Origin of the sequence: Pseudomonas sp. NFACC10-1 (genome assembly GCF_900119195.1) — a bacterium.
Classification (GTDB): domain Bacteria; phylum Pseudomonadota; class Gammaproteobacteria; order Pseudomonadales; family Pseudomonadaceae; genus Aquipseudomonas; species Aquipseudomonas cerasi.
The window spans coordinates 227,799-248,806 of the sequence record NZ_FPJB01000004.1 but is presented as its reverse complement, the minus strand read 5'-3'; the positions used below and the strand labels follow the sequence as shown (position 1 = coordinate 248,806).

At 60.1% G+C, this 21,008-nt stretch carries 19 protein-coding genes, 1 tRNA gene and 1 pseudogene; 14 read left to right on the top strand and 7 right to left on the bottom strand.

The genetic code is table 11. The features are described 5' to 3' along the window. Positions 1–15 precede the first annotated feature (15 nt). Positions 16–576, top strand: a complete 561-nt coding sequence (gene pgsA, locus BT119_RS13440) for a CDP-diacylglycerol--glycerol-3-phosphate 3-phosphatidyltransferase (RefSeq protein WP_003400851.1) — start codon at positions 16–18, stop codon at positions 574–576. A gap of 66 nt (positions 577–642) precedes the next feature. Further along, a tRNA-Gly gene (locus BT119_RS13435) sits at positions 643–718 on the top strand. A 92-nt stretch (positions 719–810) separates the two neighbouring features. Here the strand turns inward: BT119_RS13435 and BT119_RS13430 are convergent. Then, entirely contained in the window at positions 811–1,269 is a 459-nt protein-coding gene (locus tag BT119_RS13430) for a thiol-disulfide oxidoreductase DCC family protein (protein ID WP_072366014.1), read from the bottom strand. A gap of 142 nt (positions 1,270–1,411) precedes the next feature. On the opposite strand from BT119_RS13430, the gene BT119_RS13425 reads away from it, so the two are divergent. Then, the gene (locus BT119_RS13425) at positions 1,412–1,660 is read left to right on the top strand and encodes a hypothetical protein (protein ID WP_003364314.1); all 249 of its coding nucleotides are present in this window, start codon (positions 1,412–1,414) and stop codon (positions 1,658–1,660) included. A gap of 87 nt (positions 1,661–1,747) precedes the next feature. Here the strand turns inward: BT119_RS13425 and BT119_RS13420 are convergent, their stop codons facing one another. The 4 genes from BT119_RS13420 to xylA all read right to left on the bottom strand — a co-directional run bounded on the left by BT119_RS13420 (position 1,748) and on the right by xylA (position 6,998). Beyond that, positions 1,748–2,884, bottom strand: coding sequence for a sugar ABC transporter permease (locus BT119_RS13420; protein WP_072366012.1), 1,137 nt, complete (start codon positions 2,882–2,884; stop codon positions 1,748–1,750). Further along, a complete protein-coding gene (gene xylG / locus BT119_RS13415) occupies positions 2,885–4,441 on the bottom strand; it encodes a D-xylose ABC transporter ATP-binding protein (protein ID WP_003435506.1) in 1,557 nt (518 codons plus the stop codon). Positions 4,442–4,543: 102 nt separating this feature from the next. Next, positions 4,544–5,548: a D-xylose ABC transporter substrate-binding protein gene (xylF, locus tag BT119_RS13410; protein ID WP_003364306.1), complete on the bottom strand. Its 1,005-nt coding sequence runs from the start codon at positions 5,546–5,548 to the stop codon at positions 4,544–4,546. A gap of 133 nt (positions 5,549–5,681) precedes the next feature. Then, positions 5,682–6,998 (bottom strand): xylose isomerase, encoded by a 1,317-nt coding sequence (xylA, locus tag BT119_RS13405; protein WP_058417377.1) that lies wholly within the window; start codon positions 6,996–6,998, stop codon positions 5,682–5,684. Positions 6,999–7,167: 169 nt separating this feature from the next. Between xylA and BT119_RS13400 the strand changes: the two genes are divergently transcribed. Both BT119_RS13400 and BT119_RS13395 read left to right on the top strand, forming a co-directional pair. Continuing rightward, entirely contained in the window at positions 7,168–8,355 is a 1,188-nt protein-coding gene (locus BT119_RS13400; RefSeq protein WP_003364299.1) for a XylR family transcriptional regulator, read from the top strand. Positions 8,356–8,532: 177 nt separating this feature from the next. Next, positions 8,533–9,003 carry a DUF3237 family protein gene (locus tag BT119_RS13395; protein ID WP_072366010.1) on the top strand — a complete coding sequence of 157 codons (471 nt, stop codon included), beginning with the start codon at positions 8,533–8,535 and terminating at the stop codon, positions 9,001–9,003. A 98-nt stretch (positions 9,004–9,101) separates the two neighbouring features. Here the strand turns inward: BT119_RS13395 and BT119_RS13390 are convergent, their stop codons facing one another. After that, complete coding sequence (locus tag BT119_RS13390; protein ID WP_003364296.1) at positions 9,102–9,530, bottom strand: VirK family protein; 429 nt, start codon at positions 9,528–9,530, stop codon at positions 9,102–9,104. 163 nt (positions 9,531–9,693) lie between these two features. On the opposite strand from BT119_RS13390, the pseudogene BT119_RS27845 reads away from it, so the two are divergent. The 6 genes and pseudogenes from BT119_RS27845 to BT119_RS13360 all read left to right on the top strand — a co-directional run. Then, a pseudogene (locus tag BT119_RS27845) lies at positions 9,694–10,215 on the top strand (MCP four helix bundle domain-containing protein); the annotation flags it as partial. Continuing rightward, positions 10,189–11,367, top strand: a complete 1,179-nt coding sequence (locus BT119_RS13385) for a methyl-accepting chemotaxis protein (protein WP_371857175.1) — start codon at positions 10,189–10,191, stop codon at positions 11,365–11,367. The pseudogene BT119_RS27845 and the gene BT119_RS13385, both read left to right, overlap by 27 nt. 243 nt (positions 11,368–11,610) lie before the next feature. Further along, on the top strand, positions 11,611–12,615 hold the full coding sequence (locus tag BT119_RS13375; protein ID WP_072366006.1) for a sugar ABC transporter substrate-binding protein: 1,005 nt from the start codon (positions 11,611–11,613) through the stop codon (positions 12,613–12,615). A 15-nt stretch (positions 12,616–12,630) separates the two neighbouring features. Beyond that, positions 12,631–14,202 (top strand): sugar ABC transporter ATP-binding protein, encoded by a 1,572-nt coding sequence (locus BT119_RS13370; RefSeq protein ID WP_072366003.1) that lies wholly within the window; start codon positions 12,631–12,633, stop codon positions 14,200–14,202. After that, positions 14,189–15,193, top strand: coding sequence for an ABC transporter permease (locus BT119_RS13365; RefSeq protein ID WP_003364286.1), 1,005 nt, complete (start codon positions 14,189–14,191; stop codon positions 15,191–15,193). Before BT119_RS13370 ends, BT119_RS13365 begins: the two co-directional genes overlap by 14 nt. Continuing rightward, positions 15,190–16,176, top strand: coding sequence for an ABC transporter permease (locus tag BT119_RS13360; RefSeq protein ID WP_072366001.1), 987 nt, complete (start codon positions 15,190–15,192; stop codon positions 16,174–16,176). Before BT119_RS13365 ends, BT119_RS13360 begins: the two co-directional genes overlap by 4 nt. A gap of 7 nt (positions 16,177–16,183) precedes the next feature. Here BT119_RS13360 and BT119_RS13355 read toward each other — a convergent pair whose 3' ends face one another. Next, positions 16,184–17,422, bottom strand: a complete 1,239-nt coding sequence (locus tag BT119_RS13355; protein ID WP_003364280.1) for an acyl-CoA dehydrogenase family protein — start codon at positions 17,420–17,422, stop codon at positions 16,184–16,186. 427 nt (positions 17,423–17,849) lie between these two features. On the opposite strand from BT119_RS13355, the gene BT119_RS13350 reads away from it, so the two are divergent. The 3 genes from BT119_RS13350 to BT119_RS13340 are packed head-to-tail and all read left to right on the top strand — an operon-like array spanning position 17,850 to position 20,925. After that, on the top strand, positions 17,850–19,064 hold the full coding sequence (locus BT119_RS13350) for an SfnB family sulfur acquisition oxidoreductase (protein ID WP_060707873.1): 1,215 nt from the start codon (positions 17,850–17,852) through the stop codon (positions 19,062–19,064). 15 nt (positions 19,065–19,079) lie between these two features. Next, positions 19,080–19,520 carry an acyl-CoA dehydrogenase gene (locus BT119_RS13345; RefSeq protein WP_054080979.1) on the top strand — a complete coding sequence of 147 codons (441 nt, stop codon included), beginning with the start codon at positions 19,080–19,082 and terminating at the stop codon, positions 19,518–19,520. A 4-nt stretch (positions 19,521–19,524) separates the two neighbouring features. After that, positions 19,525–20,925 (top strand): LLM class flavin-dependent oxidoreductase, encoded by a 1,401-nt coding sequence (locus tag BT119_RS13340; RefSeq protein WP_054080978.1) that lies wholly within the window; start codon positions 19,525–19,527, stop codon positions 20,923–20,925. Positions 20,926–21,008 lie beyond the last annotated feature (83 nt).

Below are 21,008 nucleotides of genomic sequence, written 5' to 3'. Positions count from 1 at the left end.
TAGCCAGTTGTGCCGATGAATATCCCTAATCTGATCACCGTACTACGCGTTTTACTGATTCCGATCTTCATTTTGTTGTTCTACATGCCTTACCACTGGAGCTACATGGCGGCCAGTGCAGTCTTTGCGTTCGCTGCGGCGACCGACTGGCTCGACGGGTATCTGGCCCGCCGTCTTGAACAGAGCACGCCCTTTGGCGCCTTTCTCGATCCAGTAGCAGACAAACTGATGGTGGCCGTGGCATTGGTGCTGCTGGTTCAGGCGCATGCCAATCTGTGGCTGACGCTGCCCGCAGCGGTGATCATCGGCCGTGAAATCGTAATCTCTGCGCTCCGCGAATGGATGGCGGAAATTGGCGCGCGTGCGCAGGTTGCCGTTTCCAACATGGGCAAGTGGAAGACAGCGGCGCAGATGCTCGCGCTGGTCATTCTGCTCGGCAACCCGCCGGCCATCACCCTGTGGGTGATTCTCGGCTATGCGCTGCTGCTCATTGCTGCGGGGCTGACACTCTGGTCCATGGTGCAATACCTGAGAGCCGCGTGGCCACACCTCAGGACGACTGCAGAAAAAAAATAAGTTTTTGAATCAAAGGCTTGACGCCGCTATCTGAATCGCTAGAATAGCGCCCGTCATCAAGACAATGCGGGAATAGCTCAGTTGGTAGAGCACGACCTTGCCAAGGTCGGGGTCGCGAGTTCGAGTCTCGTTTCCCGCTCCAAATATTGATTCACTGAATCCTCGAAGTTCACTGAGTCAGCAAAAAAAGACGCTTAGGCGTCTTTTTTCGTTTTTGCGGTAGGCAGTCCTTGTTTACCTTTCCGTACTGGAAGTCCGCTTGTCCGAAGCAGGTTTTGCGTCCGTGATCGCACAGCTGTTGCTACTGCAACGGCGGCTGCCGTCAGGGTGGGGCAGCCAGGCAAGGTAAGGGCGCGAGCGGCAGAAAAGCCGATAGCCCAGGTTGAACAGCGGCCTCATGAATCGCCATGACAGCGGCGCGACCCACGCACCCAGGCCGGCCGCTCGCCAACTCCAGAGTGTCGCGTCCAGACCCTTGACCCACGTGCCATCGCTGAATCTGGCGTGCAGTAACGACTCCATGTCTTCAAGTGTGAATCCCAGAGAAGTGGCGTCAAAGGCGTCATCACGGATATCCACGAACAAGAGCCGCTCAGGCTTTGCATGGGCGCGCAATGTTCTGACTTCTCGGGCACAGAGCGGGCAGTCACCATCAAAGTAAAGCGTCAGCGGCCAGTCAACTTTCTTGTACATCGCTAGTAGTCTTGTATAGGTTTTTTACACCTTATGCTCAAAAGGCCGTGCTGACAATGGGCGGTGACTGTCGTCCTGGTCTCCAAGGCTCCGACAGTCGCGGATCCAGACACGTGTCATAGCGGCATTAGCGGCCCAGCGCTTGGGCACACTCGGCCAGCTCGGGCCGGTGCAGCCAGATGGCCAAGGGACCTCGTACACCTTTGCGAGGGCCATTGGCCATGCCATCGAACGACCGGGCATTCGCTCCACGGTTTCGTTGACCACGCTCAAGGATCGTAGAAGCAGCCGCCTGGCGTTGAGTTGGGAGAAAATCCTGTTGGAGACTCTGGAGGAACTGGTGACGGTAGGCGCGTGGAAGGACGCCACGCTGTGGCTGGGGCGGGATTGAAGAGGAGTGCTTCAAAGAGATTCAACAGCAGTGAAGCCAAGGCTAATGATACTTCTCAGGCAGCCCGGCCTCACAGCGGGCTTCCCATCAGCGCCGCCCGGCGCGGGTACTCACGTCTACCCACACCGCCAGCACCAGAATGCCGCCCTTGACGATCATCTGCCAGTAAATGTCGACGTCGAGCATGGACATGCCGTTGTCGAGACTGGTGATCACCAATGCGCCGAGCAGCGCACCGTAAACAGTGCCTGAACCGCCACGCATGGACGTGCCGCCGATGAAGCATGCGGCGATGGCGTCGAGTTCGCCCATGTTGCCGGCCGAGGGTGAGCCGGCGGCCAGGCGTGCGGTGTTGACCAGCCCTGCAAACGCGCACATCACGCCCATGATGCCGAAGATCCACAGCTTCACGGCCTGTACGTTGATGCCGGACAGGCGCGTGGCTTCCATGTTGCTGCCAACGGCGTAGACCCGGCGTCCGAAGACCGTCTGGCTGGTGACGTAGCTGAACACGCCGAGCAGGACCAGCAACAGCAACACCGGAACGGGGATTCCGTCGTAGCTGTTGAGCACATAGACAAAGCCGCCCAGCACGGCGCCGATCAGCAACACACGCAACACATCACGAATCAGCGAATGTGCCGCCAGCCCGTGCAGCGCTCTGTTGCGCCGCTGTTTCCAGGTCAGGAACAGCGTCAATGCCAGCAACAGAATACCGAGCCCTGTGCCGACCGCATGCGGCAGATAGCCCTGGCCGATATAGACCAGCGACGGCGACACCGGGGCGATGGTCGTGCCGCCGGTGATCCCCAGCAGGACGCCACGAAACGCCAGCATGCCACCCAGCCCGACGATGAAAGAGGGAATCCGCAGGTAGGCAGTCATGTAGCCATTGGCGAGGCCGATCATCAGGCCGCACAAGGCCACCACACTCAGGTTCGCCAGCAGCGGAACGTGGTAAACCACATCCAGAATCGCCGCCAGGCCACCGAGCAGGCCAAGCAATGAGCCCACCGAGAGGTCAATCTCGCCGCTGATGATCACCAGCACCATGCCGCAGGCCAGAATCCCGGTAATGGACATCTGTCGCAGCAGGTTGGACAAGTTGCGCGGGGTGAGGAAGCCGCCCTCGGTCTGCCAACTGAAGAACAGCCAGATAACGGCAATGGCAATCACCAGCGCGAGCATTTTGTAGCGGGTAAAGAACTGTTTGACCTGGTTCATCTACGCAGTCTTCCGGGCATTATTGTGAGGGGCATCGGAGTGGCTGAGTGCAGCGGCGAGCACCTGCTCCTGAGTCAGTTCATGGTTGATGAAGTCGCCGCGTAACTGGCCTTCGCCAATCACCAGTACACGGTCGGACACGCCCAGCACTTCGGCCAGTTCCGAAGACACCATGATGATCGATACACCCTCGGCTGCCAGCGCACCCATCAGCTTGTAAATCTCGTACTTGGCACCGACATCGACGCCGCGGGTGGGCTCGTCGAGAATCAGAACGCGCGGGCGGGTCAGCAGCATCTTCGCCAGCACGGCTTTCTGCTGATTGCCGCCTGACAGGCTGGTGATCGGTAAAAACGGGCTGGCCGTCTTGAGGTGCATGCGCGAGATTTCCCGGTCGATACTGCCCAGCTCGGCTTCAGCGTCGATGCGGGTCATGTTCGAGTAGCTGTCGAGGACCGCGAGGGTGATGTTCTGACCGACACCCAGGTCCGGAATGATGCCCTGGCGCTTGCGGTCTTCGGGGACCATGCACAGGCCGGCGCGGATCGATTTGAGCGGCGTGCGCGTGTCGATCATCTGGCCATCGAGCCACACTTCACCGCTGTATCGACCCGGATAGGCGCCAAACAGGGCGGATACCAGTTCGGTGCGGCCCGCGCCCACCAGCCCAGCGATGCCGAGGATCTCCCCGCGCCTGAGGCTAAACGACACGTCGTCGACCCGCTTGCGCCTGGGGTTATCGACGTCATGGCAGGTGATATGCCGCGCTTCGAAAATCACCTCGCCGACATCATGCGGCTCGGTGGGATAGAGGTTGCTCATTTCGCGTCCGACCATCTGGGTGATGATCTTCGGAATGTCCATGTCCGCCATTGCGGTGGTTGCGATATGTTTGCCGTCGCGGATGACTGAAATGGTGTCGCATACGGCGGCCACTTCATCGAGTTTGTGCGAGATGTACACGCACGCGACCCCTTTGGCCTTCAGGTCACGAATGATGTCCAGCAGCACCTCGATTTCGGAACGGGTCAGGGCCGAGGAAGGCTCGTCGAGAATCAGCAGGCGCGCCTTCTTGTTCAGCGCCTTGGCGATTTCCACCAGTTGCTGGTAGCCGCCGCCATACTGGGAAACCGGCAGCGCCACGTTCATGTCAGGCACTTTGAGCTCACGCATCAGCGACTCGGCGCGGTGGATCATGGCCGGATAATTCATGCGCCCGCCGGGAAGCGTCAGCTCGTGACCCATGAAGATGTTTTCGGCCACCGACAGGTCCGGGACCAGCGTCAGCTCCTGATGGATGATGACGATCCCGGCCGCTTCCGTTTCGCTGATCGATTGTGCCTTGAGCGGTTGGCCGTCCCACAGGATCTCGCCCTCCCAGGTGCCGTGGGGATAGACCGCCGACAGGACTTTCATCAATGTCGACTTGCCCGCGCCGTTCTCGCCGCACAGGCCGACGCATTCGCCGGGCTTAACTGTTATATCAATGCCGTTGAGCGCTTTTACACCGCCGAAGGATTTGACGATGCCGTTCATTTGCAACAGGTAGTCAGACATGGCGCAGGGCTCTACGAAGGTGTGATGGCTTGGCCTGAGCGGCGACCCTGCCTAACTGCAGGGTCGTGCTCTGGCTTTCAGCGACGTATCAACGATCGAGGCTCATTGCCCGTCAATCTGCGCCTTGGTGTAGAACCCGTCTTTCTCCAGCAGGTCGATGTTGTCCTTGGTCAGCAAGGTCGGGGTCAGCAGCATGGTGTCGACTTTCTTCATGCCATTGTCCGACTGCGAGTCAAACTTCGGTTTCTCATCGTTGCGCACCAGTTGCACGGAGAGCTTGGCGGCTTCCGTGGCAATCAGTTTCAGCGGCTTGTAGACGGTCATGGTCTGCGTGCCATCGATGACCCGTTTGACCGCCGCGAGGTCCGCATCCTGGCCCGAGATAGGGACTTTGCCGGCCAGTTTCTGTGCGGCGAGGGCCTGAATCGCGCCGCCGGCAGTCGCGTCGTTGGAGGCGACGATGCCGTCAATCTTGTTGTTATTGCGGGTCAGGGCATTTTCAACAATGCTCAGGGCTTCGGTAGGGTTCCACTCCTTTACCCACTGCTGGCCGACGATCTTGATGTCACCTCTGTCGATAGCCGGTTGCAGCGCTTTCATCTGGCCTTCGCGCAGAATCTTGGCGTTGTTATCGGTGGGCGCGCCGCCGAGCAGGAAGTAATTGCCCTTGGGCGCTGCTTTCAGCACGCCGTTGGCCTGCATCTCGCCGACCTTTTCGTTATCGAAGGAGATGTACGCATCGATATCGGCATTGAGGATCAGCCGGTCATACGACACCACCTTGATCCCGGCCTTTTTGGCTTCGGCAACGGCGTTGGTGAGCACGGTGGCGTTGAACGGCACGATGACGATCACATCGACGCCGCGAGAGATGAGGTTTTCTATCTGCGAGATCTGTTTCTGTTCATTGGCATCCGCCGATTGCACGAAGACCTTGGCGTCCAGCTTTTCCGCCGCAGCAACGAAGTAATCACGGTCGCGTGACCAGCGTTCCAGGCGCAGGTCATCAATGGAAAAACCTATTTTCGGGTGCGCAGAGTCGGCCATGACCGGCAGGGACAGCAAGGCCAGCGCGCTGGCGAGCAGCGTACGTTTGAGGGTGTTCATAGGGTGCGTCCTTTTATTGTTGTTTGAGACACTTCTTGACTGAGGGTGATACCGATAGAACTGTAGAGCGTTGCCGGACGTCGCGTATGAAGATTTGTCGCCTGAATGTCACGGCGATGTCCAGCTACGCCGGTCAGGTGTAGATAAAGCGATTGACCACACCTTCGAGCAGTTCCTGGCGGCCACTGACGGCCTGCGGGTTCAACTCGTTGGCGAAGGCGTGTTCGGCGAGCGATGCAAGGCTGAACTCGCCCGCCAGTACCGATTGTCCGAAAGGCTGCTGCCAGCCGGCGTAGCGCTGATCCTTGAAGTGCTGGAGTTTATCGTTCTGCACCATGGCGGCGGCACGCTCCAGCGCCAGGGCAAGGACATCCATCGCGGCGACGTGGCCGTGGAACAGATCGATATCGTCGAGGCTCTGGCGACGCACCTTGGAGTCGAAATTGAAACCGCCATTGGTGAAGCCGCCAGCCTTGAGGATCTCGTAGGTGGAGAGGGTCATTTCTTCGACGCTGTTGGGGAACTGGTCCGTGTCCCAGCCGTTCTGTGGGTCGCCACGGTTGGCGTCGATGCTGCCGAAGATCCCCAGCGAGACCGCCGTGGCGATTTCGTGGTGGAAGCTGTGCCCGGCCAGCGTGGCGTGGTTGGCCTCGATATTGACCTTGATCTCGTTTTCCAGGCCGTACTGCTGCAGAAAGCCGAACACTGTGGCGCTGTCGTAATCGTACTGATGCTTGGTCGGCTCCTGTGGCTTGGGCTCGATCAGCAAGTCACCCTTGAAACCGATCTTGTGCTTGTGTTCAACGACCATGCGCATGAAACGACCGAGTTGCTCGCGTTCACGCTTGAGGTCGGTATTGAGCAGGGTTTCGTAGCCTTCACGACCGCCCCACAATACGTAGTTGGACCCTTTGAGACGCTGGGTGGCATTCATCGCGCTGAACACCTGGGTCGCGGCGTAGGCAAACACTTCAGGGTCCGGGTTGCTGGCAGCGCCTGCGGCGAAACGCGGGTTGCTGAAGCAGTTGGCCGTGCCCCACAGCAGTTTTATGCCGCTCTGTTCCTGATGGCGCTCCAGGTGATCGACCATGTGCGCGAAGTTGTGGCGATACTCCTTCAGTGAGGTGCCTTCCGGTGCCACATCGGTGTCGTGGAAGCTGTAGTAATCAATGCCGAGCTTGGAGAAAAACTCGAACGCCGCTTCGGCCTTGCCGATGGCCAGTTCCATCGGGTCACCGGAACCTTGCCATGGGCGCTTGAAGGTGCCGACACCGAACATGTCGGCACCCGGCCATACGAAGGTGTGCCAATAACAGGCCGCCATGCGCAAATGCTCGCGCATGGGTTTGCCGAGGACCAGCCTGTCGGCGTCATAGTGGCGAAAGGCGAGGGGCGAGTCGCTGTCAGGGCCTTCATAGCGAACCCTGTCGACGTCGGGGAAGTACGGCATGAGCGTTTTCCTTATTGTTCTTGGCGGTGTCTGGATACTAGCAACGGCCCAGCGTGCGCTGATTATGAAAATCGCCAACGCACAGTGCGATTTTGAGTGTTGAGATTCGCCGGTCAGCGGCCTAGTCTGTGGCCAACGGCGTCGTGCTTATCGAATCGGCATAAAAACAATGAAAACCGTACCTCCCGTTCACCGTATTGCGCTGTTATTCAACGGCAGCAAGATTTATGACCGCGGTATCATCAGCGGCATCGGCAACTACCTCAGCAGCACCCGGGTGTCCTGGGACCTGTTTCTGGAGGAGGATTTCCTCTGTCGCCTGAAAGGCATCGAGCGCTGGCAGGGCGACGGGATCATTGCCGATTTTGATGACCCGCTGATCGGCGAGGCACTGGCCGGGATCAAACTGCCGGTGGTGGCAGTCGGTGGGTCCTATCAGGACGAACGCGCCTACCCGAAGGGCATTCCTTATGTGGCGACTGACAATCACGCCTTGATCAAGGCGGCCTATGAGCACCTGATCGAGGCCGGGCTGACACGCTTTGCCTGCTTCAGCCTGCCTGAAGCGCAAGCCAATCGTTGGGCCCAGGAGCGCGAGCAGGCCTTTCGCCGCTTGCTGCAACGCGACGGCCTGCACGCCGAGGTCTATCGTGGTCTGGGCACCAGCGCGCCGCTCTGGGACAGCGCCGTAGAACAACAGATCGCCTGGCTGCAAAGCCTGCCCAAGCCGATCGGCATCATCGCCGTGACCGATGCGCGCGCTCGTCAGCTATTGCAGGCCTGCCTGACCGCCGGAATCGCCGTTCCCGAACAGGTGGCACTGATCGGCATCGACAATGATCCTTTGACCAGAACCCTCACTCGCGTGCCTCTGAGCTCGGTCGTTCAAGGCACCGACACCATGGGTCGCACCGCTGCACGTCTGCTGCACCAGATGTTGCACGGCATGCCGTCCTCGGGCACACACATTCTGATACCGCCGGATACTGTCAACGTGCAGGCGTCGAGTCTGCATCAGCCTTTGGGTGACCCCTATGTCATGCAAGCGCTGCTGTTTATCCGGCAGTACGCGTGCCAAGGCATCAAGACTGCACAGGTAGCCGCCTATGTGGGCGTTTCGCGTTCGTCACTGGAGTCACACTTTCGCCGGGTAAGGGGCTGCAGCGTGCATGACGAGATTCTGCGTTTCAAACTGGCTGCCGCTGCAAACGGACTGGAAAACACCGGGCTGGCCATTGCCGAGATCGCCCGCGATTGCGGTTTTCGGTCTGCGCAATACCTGCACACTGTGTTTCGTCGCGAGTTCGGCTGCACGCCGCGAGAGTACCAGCAGGGTGGAGGTGCTGCGGCGTCATGAACGCTGGAGGCCTGGGCGGTGAGCGACAAGCTTTGAATGCATTCCTTCCTATACCCCTCATAAAAGTACCAATCGGTTCGCTTAAGTTGACAGTTTCCAGGCGTCCGGGCTAAAACATACACCTTGGTACAGTTATGAACGAATCATCAGTCTTCACAGCACGATGGGACGTAGGGGATAGAGACGATGCAGTTGCATGAAATATTGACCATTCACCTGCGTATCGATAAGCCGCAATTGCTTTGCGACCCTTCGAAGATGCAGCGCAGCAGCTGTGAAATACAGGGTGGAGAGTTTCGTGGCAAGCGATTGCAGGGGCAGGTACTTCCTGGAGGCAGCCTTTATCTGGTGCCCCAGGGCGACGACCTTGCGCGTGTCAGCCTGTACTACACCTTGTTCACTGATCACGGAGTGAATATAGAGGTAGTAGGCGAGGGGCTCCTGGCAGGGCATGAAACGGACCGGGCGCCTTTGACCGAATCGCGTTTTACGTGCAGCAAGCAGTTCAGCGTGCCTGCCGGTGCGCATGATCACTTGCAGCGGAATCTGTACGTCGGCAGGGTAAGCATCAAGCCGGGGGATGACAGCCTGCGTGTCAGCATTTTTCAGGTCAACGACCGGCAAGCAGACATTGAAAAAAACAGCTGACGTGAAGACGCGCAGCGAGCTTTAATTCTGACGGCGTGGGGCTGGTCTCTCCCTCACGCCGACCTCTTCCTGTTTATGCAGTCATGCGTTGAGCCAGCTCATCCGGCAAAAAAGCTTAGTCCCTTGCCGACCGCACACTCATAACTCACCGGAGTGCCCACCTGCTGATAACCAGGAACATTCAGTGTCGTCATGCTGAATGTGGCTGTGCCGTTCGAGCGTATCTGATAGCGAATGAATTGCTCGATGGGCTTGTTATCGCGATCGAGGCTGAAGTGAGTGTCCGAAAACGCCAGGGTGCCGTCGGGTGTGATGCGATAGGCATCGATGCGTTTGCCGCCTTTGGTTTTGGACGGCTCGGCGCCTGCGATCGAGGATTTGCATTGTCCCAGGTCGATCACCACGGCGACCGATTCTCCAGTGTTCAACGCCTGGGTGATGGCGGAGTAGGTGGGTAGCGCATCGCCTGCGTGAGCGAGGCCTGGCAGTGAAAGAGCAAACAGTGCGGCGGCGTAGCAAGGTTTCATGGCAGCTCCAGGAAGTCAGTCTGAAGGGTGAAAAGACCCGTCCATCTCGAGATTATCGAGCGTCGCGAAACCTACCATAAGCTTCGATTCGGGTGGGCCTTGATAACAGTGGCACCTCTCTGTTCGGAGCATCTTCATCCTTTTTCCTGTTCTGCCGATAGGAATGACGATACTCATTTATTTACCGGTCACGGGAAGGGGATTGAAGATGCTGAGACAGCTGAAAATAGCTGCGCGGACCTCCGCCTGCTTTGCTGTGATGGTGGTGCTGGTGTTCGGGCTTGGTATTTTCAGCATTCAGCAATTGCACGGTATTCGTGAGCAATCGCTTGAAATCGAAAACGACGCGCTTCCAGGGATTGCGCTGGGTGACGATATTGCCCTGGCGGTCGAGAAAACCCGCACCACCGTGGCCAAAATGCTTTCCACGCATGATCTTGCGCAGGTGGCTCAGGCTCACAACGAGTTTCTTGAAAGGAAGGCCGGTTTCCAAAAGGCCGTAGAGGCCTACGACCCGCTGATCACCGATGATAATGAGCGCGCGCTTTTCGAGGGGCTGAAGAGCACTTATCAGGGCTACATCGAGCGTGCCGAGAAGGTCTATACGCTGATCAACGAGAATCAGGCAGAGGCCGGGAGGGCGCTCGTCTGGGGCGAGATGAAGGCCATGGCGGAAAGTATCGAAGCCGCCCTTGGCAAGCTGGAAAAAATCAATGATGACTCCGAAGCCGAATCCAGCGCTGCAGCGACGTCGGTGTATGAAAACGCCCTGATCGTCACTCAGGGGGTTATGTTTCTGACGGTGTTGCTGACCGTATTGCTCGCCTGGCGCCTGACCAAAAGTCTGGCAGTGCCGATCAGTCAGGCGCTGCACAGCTCGGAAACCATTGCTGCGGGCGACCTGCGTCCCAGCGCAATCAACCGTGAGGGCACTGATGAAGCGGCCCTGTTGCTGCAATCGATGGAGCGCATGCGCGGCAATCTGAGCCAGACCCTGACTCAGGTGGGCGATGCCGCTCACCAGCTGGCGTCGGCCACGGAAGAAATGAGCGCCCTGATGGTCAACAGCAACGCCGATCTGGTGGTGCAGAACAGCGAAATCGAAATGGCGGCCACGGCGGTCACCGAGATGAGCCAGGCGGTCGATGAAGTCGCGCGTAATGCGGTGGCCACCTCGGAAGAATCCAAAGCCTCTTCGGTGTCGGCCCGCGAAGGTCAGGAAGAGCTCAATCAAACCGTCCAGTCGATCCTTGAGCTGACCCGCAATGTCGGCACCGCGTCGGTCGAGGCGCAGGCGCTGGCAACCCGCACGCTGGATATCACCAAGGTGCTGGATGTCATTCGCGCGGTGTCCGAGCAAACCAACCTGTTGGCCCTTAACGCTGCCATCGAAGCGGCACGCGCGGGAGATGCCGGACGGGGGTTTGCCGTGGTCGCCGACGAGGTACGCGCTCTGGCACACCGCACCAGCGAATCGACTCGCGAGATCGAAACCATGGTCGGGCACATCCAGCAGGGCACCAAAAGTACTCTGGTTGCGCTTGAAGTCAGTACCGATCAGGCGCAGCGCACCAAACAACAGGCCGAGTCGGCCAATGCTGTGCTGGCCAGCATCGCCAGTTCGGTCATGGTCATCGATGAGCGCAACACAGTAATCGCCAGCGCCTCTGAAGAACAAGCGCTGGTCGCGCGGGAAGTGGACCGCAACCTGGTGCGCATCCGTGACTTGTCGGCACAATCGGCGGTGCGCACCGGCCAGACCGGCAGCGCCAGCCAGTCGCTGGCCGAGCTGGCGAGTGATCTGACGATCACGCTGGGGCAGTTCAAGCTCAGATAACACGCTCCTGTAGCAGGCACGCTCCCGCATCGGTTCGCTGTTGTCCGGGCAACAGCGAACCGACAATGTGTTCGGCGTTTGCGCCGGTAAAACCGGCTACTGCGCACCTACACCATCCAGCGCAACGGCGTGAAAGCGCCTGCCGCCGGGCCACGCGCCATAGCCAGTCGCAGCGCACGGCTTTGGGCATGACCTGTGCACTGCCGATCAGGATTGTTTTCCTGAGCCAGCGGAGCCACCCGAATGCCTGATGCCGTCCCGACCTTCAAGACAAACCGCCTGCATGCAATAGGGCGCACACTGTTGATGACCCTGTTGGCCACCAGTCTCGTCGCAACTGCGTATGCCGAGGACAGCGACGTGCCTTCGCTGGCGGGCAAACGCATTGCGATCAGCATGACCGGCACCAGTCACTACTTCGATATCAAGACCTTCCAGGCGCAGGTGGCTGAGGTCAAGCGCCTGGGCGGCACGCCCATCACGCTCGATGCCGGTCGCAACGACAAGAACCTGGTCAATCAATTGCAGACCGTGGTCACGCAAAAGCCGGATGCAGTGATCCAGACTCTCGGCACCCTCAGTGTTATCGACCCTTGGCTCAAGCGCATCAGCAAGGCGGGGATTCCGCTGTTCACCATTGATGCGCCATCGCAATACAGCCTCAACAACACCACGTCCGACAACGTGGCCACGGGCAAGGCACTGGCCGGGCAACTGATCAAGGACGCAGGTGGCCAGGGTAATGTGCTGGTGTTCAATGGCTTTTATGGCGTGCCGGTCTGCGCCATTCGTTATGACCAGCTCAAGTTGGCACTCAAGGATCATCCGCAGCTGAAAATCATCGAGCCCGAGTTGCGCGATGTCATTCCCAACACGGTTCAGGACGCCTACTCGCAAGTCTCGGCGTTGCTCAACAAGTACCCCAAAGGCACTGTCTCGGCGATCTGGGCCGCTTGGGACATCCCGCAACTGGGCGCCAGCAAGGCACTGATCGATGCCGGCAGAACCGAAATCAAGACCTACGGCGTCGACGGCACACCGGAAGTGCTCGAGCTGATGCACCGTGACGATTCGCCGGTGGGCGCCGTGGTTGCCCAGCAGCCTGCACTGATCGGCAAGACTGCGGTGCAGAACGTCGCCCGCTACCTGGCCGGACAGCACGATCTGCCGAAGGAGACCCAGGTGCCAACCCTGCTGACGACGGCCGCCAACCTGCCTGACGTGCAAAAGCTCAGAGGCGATAACTGACGCGGGAGATCGATCATGGGATCAGCGATTGCAGACGTTGAAGTGGCGCCACCGGCCTTGCACTTGGCGGGTATCAGCAAGTGCTTTGGCGCCACCCAGGCGCTGGACGGCGTAAACCTTAAGGTCGAGGCCGGAACGATTCACGGGCTGGTGGGAGAAAACGGGGCGGGCAAGTCGACCCTGATCAAGGTCCTCGCTGGTATTCATCGTGCCGATGCTGGCAGTTTGAGTATTCACGGCCAGCCGTTCGACAGTTTCACGCCGCGTCAGGTCGAAGCCGCAGGCGTGCATTTCATTCATCAGGAGCGACTGCTGCCGGGCAGCTTCAGCGTCGGCGAGGCACTGTTTTTCGGGCAGGAAATCAAGCGTGGCCCCTTCGTCGATCGCCGCGCCCAAGAGCGCGAAGCGGCAAGGCTTCTGGACGATTACTTTGCCATGCGCCTGCCTGAGGGGGCTTTGGTACGTGACCTGGACAGCGCTCAGCGGCAGATACTGCAGATCACTCGTGCGTTGCTGGCCAGGCCGAAGGTGCTGGTGTTCGATGAGCCGAGTGTGTCACTGGTCAAGCAGGAGGTGGACCGCTTGCTGGGCATTGTCCGCCGCCTGCGCGATGAAGGGCTGACCATTGTTTACATTTCCCACTATTTGCAGGAGATCGAATCGCTGTGTGATCAGGTCACCGTGCTGCGTAACGGACGCGATGTGGCGGTGGTCGATCCGGCACTCACCAGCACCGCGCAGATCGCCCGGCTGATGGTCAATCGGGAGGTCGGCGAGCAATATTTTCGTGCCCGGACATTACCCGGCACGCCCGTGCTTCAACTGCGCGGGCTGGGGGCAGGGCGCTTCTACGACGGCGTTGACCTGAGCGTGCGGCGTGGCGAAGTGCTGGGCCTGACCGGGCTGGTCGGCTCGGGTGCCAAGGAGCTGCTCAAAAGCCTGTTCGGGCTGCTCAAGCCGGATCGCGGCGAACTGTTGTTGAACGGTCAGCCGTTGCAGCTGAAATCACCACGTGACGCGGTACGCCATGGCATCGCGCTGGTCCCCGAGGAGCGCCGCACGCATGGCGTGGCACCGGCGCTTTCGGTGCTGGAGAACATCACGCTGGCCAGCCTGGGGCGCTTCAGCCGCTGGGGATTGCTCGACGCTGCGGCGCAAGCCGGGGAAAGCCAACACCTGATTGATGAACTGGCAATCAAGACCTCAGGTCATGATGCGCCGGTGCACGCGCTCAGCGGTGGCAACCAGCAAAAGGTTGCGCTGGGCAAATGGCTGAGCCGCCATTCGACGTTATACCTGCTGGACGAGCCCAGCGTGGGTGTCGACATCGGCGCCAAGGTGGAGATCTACCGGTTGATTGCCCGGCTTGCGGAGGGCGGTGCAGCGGTGCTGGTGCTGTCGTCGGACTTGCCGGAGCTGATTGGCATCACTCAGCGCATTGTGGTCCTGCACAGAGGACGCATTGCAGGCGAATTCGACTCATTGAGCACCGACAGCGACCAGTTGCTGGCCTGTGCCACGGGCGCCAGTGAAAGCGACCATGACAGCCAATCATGCCCTCCGGAGGCCCATTATGTCCGCGCTTGATCTATCAATCGCACAGGCTGGCGATCCAGCGCAACGCTGGCTCGTGCAACTGGCGCAGCGCGGGTCGTTGCTGGTGTTTCTGGCGATTCTGCTCGGCTTTGCTGTCAGTGCGCCTGACTTCCTCAGCCTCGGCAACATCAGCAACGTGTTCGCCCAGTCAGCAACGCTCGGCATACTCGCGCTGGGCCTGACCTGCGTGGTTATCGGTGGTGGTTCCAATGTGGTCAGCGGCGGCCTGGACCTGTCGCTGGCGGCCAATCTCGGTCTGTGTGCGGCCGTCTACAGCAGCCTGAACAATGCCGGGCTCGATGCCTGGCAAGCGATTGGCCTGACGCTCGGCTGCGGCCTGCTGGTCGGCGCGTTCAACGGTCTGGCGGTGGTGTTTTTACGCTTGCCGCCGTTACTGGCAACGCTGGCGAGCATGAACCTGATTGCCGGCCTGGAACTGGTGCTGACCCAGAACACTGTGCTCGCGACCGACTCGGCATTGCTGGACAGCCTGGCGTCCGGCGTCTGGCTGGGTGTTCCTGCGCTGGCCTGGGTGCTGCTGGGCGTCGCGGCGGTGTTGTGGCTGGTGATTCAGCACAGCGCGTTCGGCTTGCGTCTGTACGCCATCGGTGAATACCCGCAAGCAGCCGAGGCTGCCGGGTTGAATCTGCGGCGCTATGTGCTTGCCAGTTACCTGATTGCCGGAGGCTGCGCCGCGCTGGCTGCATTCTGCTCCGCAGCTTTTTTCAGTGGCAGCACGACCGGTTCCGGTGACATGTTGCTGTCAGTGGTGGCCATTGCCTTTCTCGGTGTGGTGTTCTCGCGGCGTCTGACCGCCAACATTCCCGGCACGCTGTTGGCGACGCTGCTGCTGGGCTTTTTGATCAACGGCTTTCAATTGCTGAACATTTCCAGCTTCTGGGTCAACGGCGTGCAAGGCGTGTTGATTCTGTTGGTGGTGGCATTTTCCGGAGCATTCGGCCGCCGGGAGGGTGAACAATGAATACGCTGACCCTGACGAGCTCTTCGACGCTGATCAAGGTTCTGCCGCGCCTGTTGCCAGCGGTCCTGCCGCTGTTGGTGCTGATCATCCTGCTGTTTTTCGCGATCAATGCGCCGGGCTTTCTGAGTTGGGGCAACCTGTCGAGTCTGGTACTGAACAACTTCGTGTTGCTGGCCATCGTGGCAATCGGCATGACCTGGGCTGTTGCGGCTGGCGGTATCGATCTGTCGGTGGGAACGGCGCTGGACTTTGCCAGCCTCGGTTTTGTGGTCACGCTGAATGGCGGTCATGGTCTGGGGGCGGCCATTGCGGTCGCTATGCTGGCAGGTGGCATGGCCGGGGCGTTCAACGCGATGCTGATCGCCGGGCTGCGTATTTCGCCGTTTCTGGCGACGCTGGGTACGCTGTTTATCGGCACCAGCGTGCAGCAGTTGTTATCCGACGGTGGCCAGCCGATCTATATCGCTCAGGGCGTGTTACCGGGGATCAGCGCTGTGCTGATCCTCGGCGTGCCATTGCCGCTGCTGGTGGTCGGGTTGCTGGCAGGACTTTACGGGCTGGTCCTGGCGCGCGGGCGTCTGGGACGGGAAATCCTTGCGCTGGGCACGCAGCCGCAACTGGCGTATTACTCGGGCCTGCCCACGCGACGCATTGCCGTGCAGGTGTTTTTCGCCAGCGCGCTGGCCTGCGCAGTGGCGGGTATCCTGCTCAGCTCGACGGTCAACGCCTACGTGCCGATGTCAGGCAACGCCTACCTGATCAATGCCATCGGCGCCGTGTTCATCGGTACGACGCTCAGCCGTCAAGGGCGTCCGAATATTCCGGGCACACTTTTGGGCGTGCTGTTCATCAACGTGATCGCCAATGGCCTGTTGCTGATCGGCTGGAACTTCTATTGGCAGCAGGTTGCGACCGGGGCGCTGATCTTTCTGGTGCTGGCGTTCAGTTTTACCAGTCGCCACCTGCTGCGTAACGCGGCGTAATTACCCCTCAAGCGTTACCTTTACCGCTGCCGATCTGCCAGACAAACGGCGGCTCGGTGCCGTTGATGCGCCAGTCACCGACAATGCGCGCCTTGTAGATCAGCGGATTGTGCGATGCCGCTGTGCGCGCATTACGCCAGTGGCGATCCAGCGCCTTGTTGACGCTGACACCTGAAGCGCCCAGTGCGTTGAACAGATCGCTGGCAGCGCGCAGTACCAGTTCCGAGACGATCACCTGTGCCTTGGCGGTCTCGATTTCGGCGGCGATATTGGCGTCTTTTTCCCGCTGTGGGTCATCTCCGAAGCGTGCCAGGTACGCACGCTGCAACGGCTCGGCGGAGCGCAGCGTTGCGGCCTCGGCGGCGTAAACCTGAGCGGCGACCTGACCGACCACTTGCTGCACTTGTGAGTCCTGGCTGACGCTCCCGGCGTTGCCATGGCTGAAGACGCGTTTGCGATCGCGCACTTCCTGAGCGATGTCGCGTTCGACAGCTCGACCAATCCCGGCCAGCACCGCCAGCAGCACCAATTGATAAAACGCCGTCTGGTATTTGAAGCGTTGCTCGAACGGTATGACGTGTGTGGCCGGCAGCGGTACGTTGTTGTAGACCGAGGTGCCGCTGCCGGTGGTGCGCTGGCCGAACCCGTCCCAGTCGTCACTGTGACGCACGCCGGCATGCCTGGCGTCGACGACCGCGATCACATCGGCGCCGGTATCGGAGCGCTGGGCGTAGACGTCTATCCAGTCGGCAAAGATGCTGCCGGTGCTGTAAAACTTGGTGCCGTTGAGCACGAAACCGTCGCCTTGCGGGCTGACTTTGGTAATCACGTCGCCGATTTTCACCGCACCGACTTCGGTCCAGCCGTTACCCACCAGATCCCCGGCCACAAAGCGCGCAAACCACTGGTCACGGTCCGCGCCGGGTGGTGCATTCAGGCGGTCTTCGACGAAAGCGAAGTGCGCGCGCAGGGCTTGCGGAATGTTCGAGTCGGCTTCGGCCAGCTCGATCAGCAGTTGAAACAGCTGGCTGATCGATGCACCCGCTCCGCCATATTCGATAGGCACACGTACAGCGCCGAAACCGGCTTTCTGCAGCCAGGCAATCGGCTCATGGGGCAGGGCGCGAGCTTTTTCGCGTTCGACGCTGCCAGCGCCAATCTCACGGAAGATCGGGCGAAATCGGTTGGCCAGGGTTTCGTAATCGGTCCCCAGCGAGAGCGGGTTTGAGCCGGTTGTTTGAGTCATGCAGTACTCCTGAGCGCGAAGAGATCGGCACATGGGCCGGTGGAAGGTTCGCGAGGCTCTCTGCATGCTTTGTGCCTGAATGTAACTGCCTGATTTTAATGATTTATTTATGAGTCGCTGTTTTTCTTGTTGATCAGCCAACAGTGGCATGACCGCTGGCTGGCCAATCGCACAGCATTGTCAGCCATGCCGGCAGCTCGTCGGCCCTGGAATACCTGTGTCTGCGCTGGATGCGCTGTAAATGCGCTGCTGTCCGGCCAGCAACAGCGTTCGGACATTTTGCTCGGCAGGAGGCCGTCAAGTCCTGCGCGGGTATAGGCAACTTACTGCTTTTAAAGGGAAATCTTTTCAGGCACGGGCTGTGCAATGTTCAGGGTCAAGCGTGTTGAATGTTTTCAACCTGTCGCCAACGAGCAGGAGCCTGTCCATGAGTTTTCCTTCCTCTCTTCCAACTGCCGCACCTCCCGCCGCGCACGTCATTGGTTCGGATGCCGAAGCCATCGAAGTGGCCAGGGCACTGGCCGGTCGCTTCGCTGAGGAAGCTTCAGCGCGTGATCGCGAACGGCGTCTGCCAGTCGCCGAGCTGGATGAGTTTTCCGCCAGCGGACTGTGGGCCATTACCGTACCCAAGGCCTACGGCGGTGCGGGCGTTTCCTATGTCACCGTCGCGGAAGTGATCAAGCTTATTTCTGCCGCCGACCCTTCACTCGGGCAAATCCCGCAGAACCACTTGGGCGTGCTCGATATCCTCCTGCAGACCGGCACCGAGGAGCAGAAACGCCACTACTTCGGCAAGGCGCTGGCCGGCTACCGCTTCGGCAATGCGTTCTCCGAGTCGAAAAGCAAGAACGCCGGCGCCTTTCAGACCCGGATTCGCTTTGAGGGCGAGCACGCGGTGCTGGACGGCGAAAAGTTCTACTGCACCGGCGCACTATTCGCGCACCTCGTGCCGGTTTCAGGCGTCAACGAGCAGAATCAGGCGTTCATCGCCTTCGTCGAACGCGACAATCCGGGCCTGACCATCATCGATAACTGGGACGGTTTCGGGCAGCGCACCACGGCCAGCGGCGGGGCTGTTTTGAAAGCCGTTCGCGTACCGTCGAGTGCGGTGATCCCGGCGTATCGCGCTTTCGACGAACCGACGGCCAATGGGCCGATTTCGCAGATCATTCAGGCCGCGGTGGATACCGGCATTGCTCACGGCGCGTTCGAGGAAACCCTGAAGCACGCCCGGTTGGCGCGGCCATGGATCGACAGCAAGCAGGATTTCGGCTGGCAGGACCCGTTCAGCATTGCCGCCATCGGCGACTTGCAGTGGCGCCTGCACGGCACCGACGCGATCCTCGCCAAAGCCGGGCAGGCCATCGATCACGCCCTGGCCGAACCCAGTGAAGCCAGCGTTGCACAGGCCTCGCTGATTGTCGCCCAGGCCAAGGTGCTGTCGGCGCAGATTGCCTTGCTCGCCGGCAGCCAGCTGTTCGAACTGGCCGGCACCCGCTCGGTGCTCGGCAAACTCAATCTCGACCGCTACTGGCGCAACGCGCGGACCCACACGCTGCATGACCCGGCGCGCTGGAAATATCACCTGATCGGCAATCAGGTGCTCAACGGCATTGCACCGCCACGCCACGCCTGGAACTGATCAAGGAGTATGCCCATGACGCATCCCGCTATTACCGCACAACTGGCGGTCGCCGCCGAAGACCTTGATCGGGCGCGCCAGGGCCTGCAAGACACCCTCGATTACCTGCGTGAGCACGGTCGGCCGTGGTCGCTCAGTGGTCTGCAGCGCGTGGTCGATGACCCTTATGTGATCAGCAAGGTCGGGGACCTGCAGATTCGTCTGGACGTCGCCGCCGCGCTGCTGGAGCGCGCCGGGCGTCTGGACGCTTCGGCCGAGCAACACCTTATCGCCAGCAGCGAGGCGGTCATTGCCAGCGCCGATGCTCTGCAGGCGGTGGGCAATATTCAGTACGAATTGACCGGGCAGCGTCCGTTATTGCCAGCCCCGGCCGGTCGCGAGCCGCTGCGCTGGCACTATCAGGTTATCGGCAATCAACGCCTCAACGGCGTGGTTCCGCCACAGCTTCAGGAGTAAGTGCATGCCTCGCCAAATCCGCCTTAATGCGTTTGACATGAACTGCGTCGGCCATCAATCGCCGGGCCTCTGGGCACATCCGCGTGACCGTTCCTGGCAGTACAAGGACCTCGAATACTGGACCGATCTGGCGAAAATTCTCGAACGCGGCAAGTTCGATGGTTTGTTCATTGCCGATGTGCTGGGCATTTACGACGTCTATCGCGGCAACGGTGAGGCGGCAATTCGCCAGGCTACTCAGGTGCCGGTCAACGACCCGTTGCAGCTCATCCCGCCCATGGCGCTGGTGACCGAACATTTGGGCTTCGGCCTGACCGCGTCGCTGTCGTTCGAACATCCCTATCCGTTTGCCCGTCGCCTGTCGACGCTGGATCACCTGACCAAGGGGCGTGCGGGCTGGAATATCGTCACCTCGTATCTGGAAAGCGGTGCGAAGAACCTGGGCCAGAAAACCCTGACCGAACATGACGCGCGCTACGACTACGCGGAGGAGTATCTGGAGGTTTGTTACAAACTCTGGGAAGGCAGCTGGGAAGACGGCGCGATTCTGCGTGACCGGGAGCGCCGCGTATTCAGTGATCCGACCAAAATCCACGAGATTCGCCATGTTGGCAAACACTTCCAGGTGCCTGGCATCCATTTGTGCGAGCCGTCGCCGCAACGCACGCCTGTGCTCTATCAGGCCGGCGCTTCAAGTCGCGGCAAGCAGTTCGCCGCCGAGCACGCCGAATGCGTTTTCGTTGCAGCGCCCTCGAAAGTCCTGCTGAAAAAGACCGTGGCTGATATCCGCCGGCGCACCGTAGAGGCCGGTCGCGACCCGTCCAAGGTGCTGATTTTCAATTTACAGACGGTGATCCTTGGCGAGACGGATGCCAAGGCCAGGGCCAAATTCGAGGAATACAAAAGCTGGGTCAGTTATGAGGGCGCGATGGCCTTGATTTCCGGCTGGACCGGTATCGACTTCAGCCAGTTCAAGCCCGACGAACCCCTTCGTCACGTTCACACCAATGCCATTCAGTCGGCGGTCGAGACCTTTTCCAGTGCAGACCCGAACACGATATGGACGCCGCAGGCACTGGCCGATTGGGTCGGAATCGGTGGCTTCGGCCCGCTGTTTGTCGGCAGCCCGGAAACGGTGGCGGATCTGCTGCAGGAGTGGGTGGAAGAAACCGACGTTGACGGGTTCAACCTGGCGTACGCGCTGACCCATGAAACCTTCATCGATGCGGTCGAGCTGTTGGTGCCTGAGCTTCAGAAGCGCGGCGTCTACAAGACCGAATACGCCAAGGGCACGTTGCGCGAAAAGCTGTTTGGCGATGGGCCACGTCTGGAAGCAAGTCATCCGGGCGCTGCCTTCCGTGACCTGGCTGCGCTGCAGAGGAACCGGCAGACGGAGAGTGCCTGAGGTGTGATGACTGTCGTTGCGCAGGCAGCGTGGCTCAGATTTGTGACGCGGAGCGTCACGACAGGCATTCCCACGCTGGAGCG